The sequence below is a fragment of the Priestia sp. P5_B4 genome (genome assembly GCF_056400385.1).
On sequence record NZ_JBFULJ010001175.1, the window covers coordinates 1 to 955 of the forward strand.

Sequence of the window (955 nt, forward strand, 5' to 3'; positions counted from 1 at the left end):
CATTCACACATGTATGACAGTTGTCATACTAGTTACTTGACGTTTGTATGTTTTATTACCAGCTACTATGCGCTACTATAAATTAATAAAGAAAAGCTGAATATTAAACACGGTAAAGATTTAAGGAGGTCAACATGAGCAAACAAAAAACGACTGAACTAAGAAAAAATGTAGCACCTTTTGAAAAACCCAATACGAAATCGAGTATAAAGCAATTGATAAACACATTCCTWCCGTTTTTWCTACTTTGGTTTCTAGCTTATCAAAGTTTGTCCGTTTCTTATTGGCTAACATTGCCAWTAGCTATTGTTACAGCCGGGTTCGTCGTCCGAATCTTTATTATTTTCCATGATTGTTGTCATCAATCATTTTTCAAAAGTCGAAAAGTCAATAATATCCTTGGTACAATYAGTGGGGTTATCACCATGTTTCCATATGAACAGTGGAAACGAAGCCACTCGATTCATCATGCCACGAGTAGCAACTTAGATAAACGAGGAACTGGTGATGTGTGGGTCATGACAGTTGATGAGTATATTGCAGCTTCCTACTGGGGCCGGTTAGCTTACCGAGTKTACCGCAATCCAATTGTTATGTTTGGATTAGGCCCCATCTATCTTTTCTTAGTTTCTAACCGATTGAATCGAAAAGAYGCGAAACGAAAGGAACGTTTGAACACATATTTAACCAATTTCTCAATTGTTGCAGTGTATGCACTTTTATGTTGGGGTATTGGTTGGCAAGCTTTTCTGCTCGTTCAAGCTCCCATACTTTTTGTAGCAGGRTCACTKGGAATTTGGCTATTTTACGTACAGCATCAATTTGAGGATTCCTACTTTGAAAACGAAAAGGAGTGGGATTACGTGAARGCTGCRGTTGATGGTAGCTCCTATTACAAGCTTCCTAAAGTTTTACAATGGGTAACAGGTAATATTGGTTTCCATCATGTACATCA

1 protein-coding gene is annotated in these 955 nt (G+C 37.8%); it reads left to right on the plus strand.

Features of this window, described 5'->3' with window-relative positions; all coding sequences use genetic code 11:
• Nucleotides 1-134: 134 nt before the first annotated feature.
• A partial coding sequence (gene desA, locus AC1DRF_RS29730) for a Delta(5) desaturase DesA (RefSeq protein ID WP_477742536.1) occupies nt 135-955 on the plus strand: 821 nt, incomplete at its 3' end.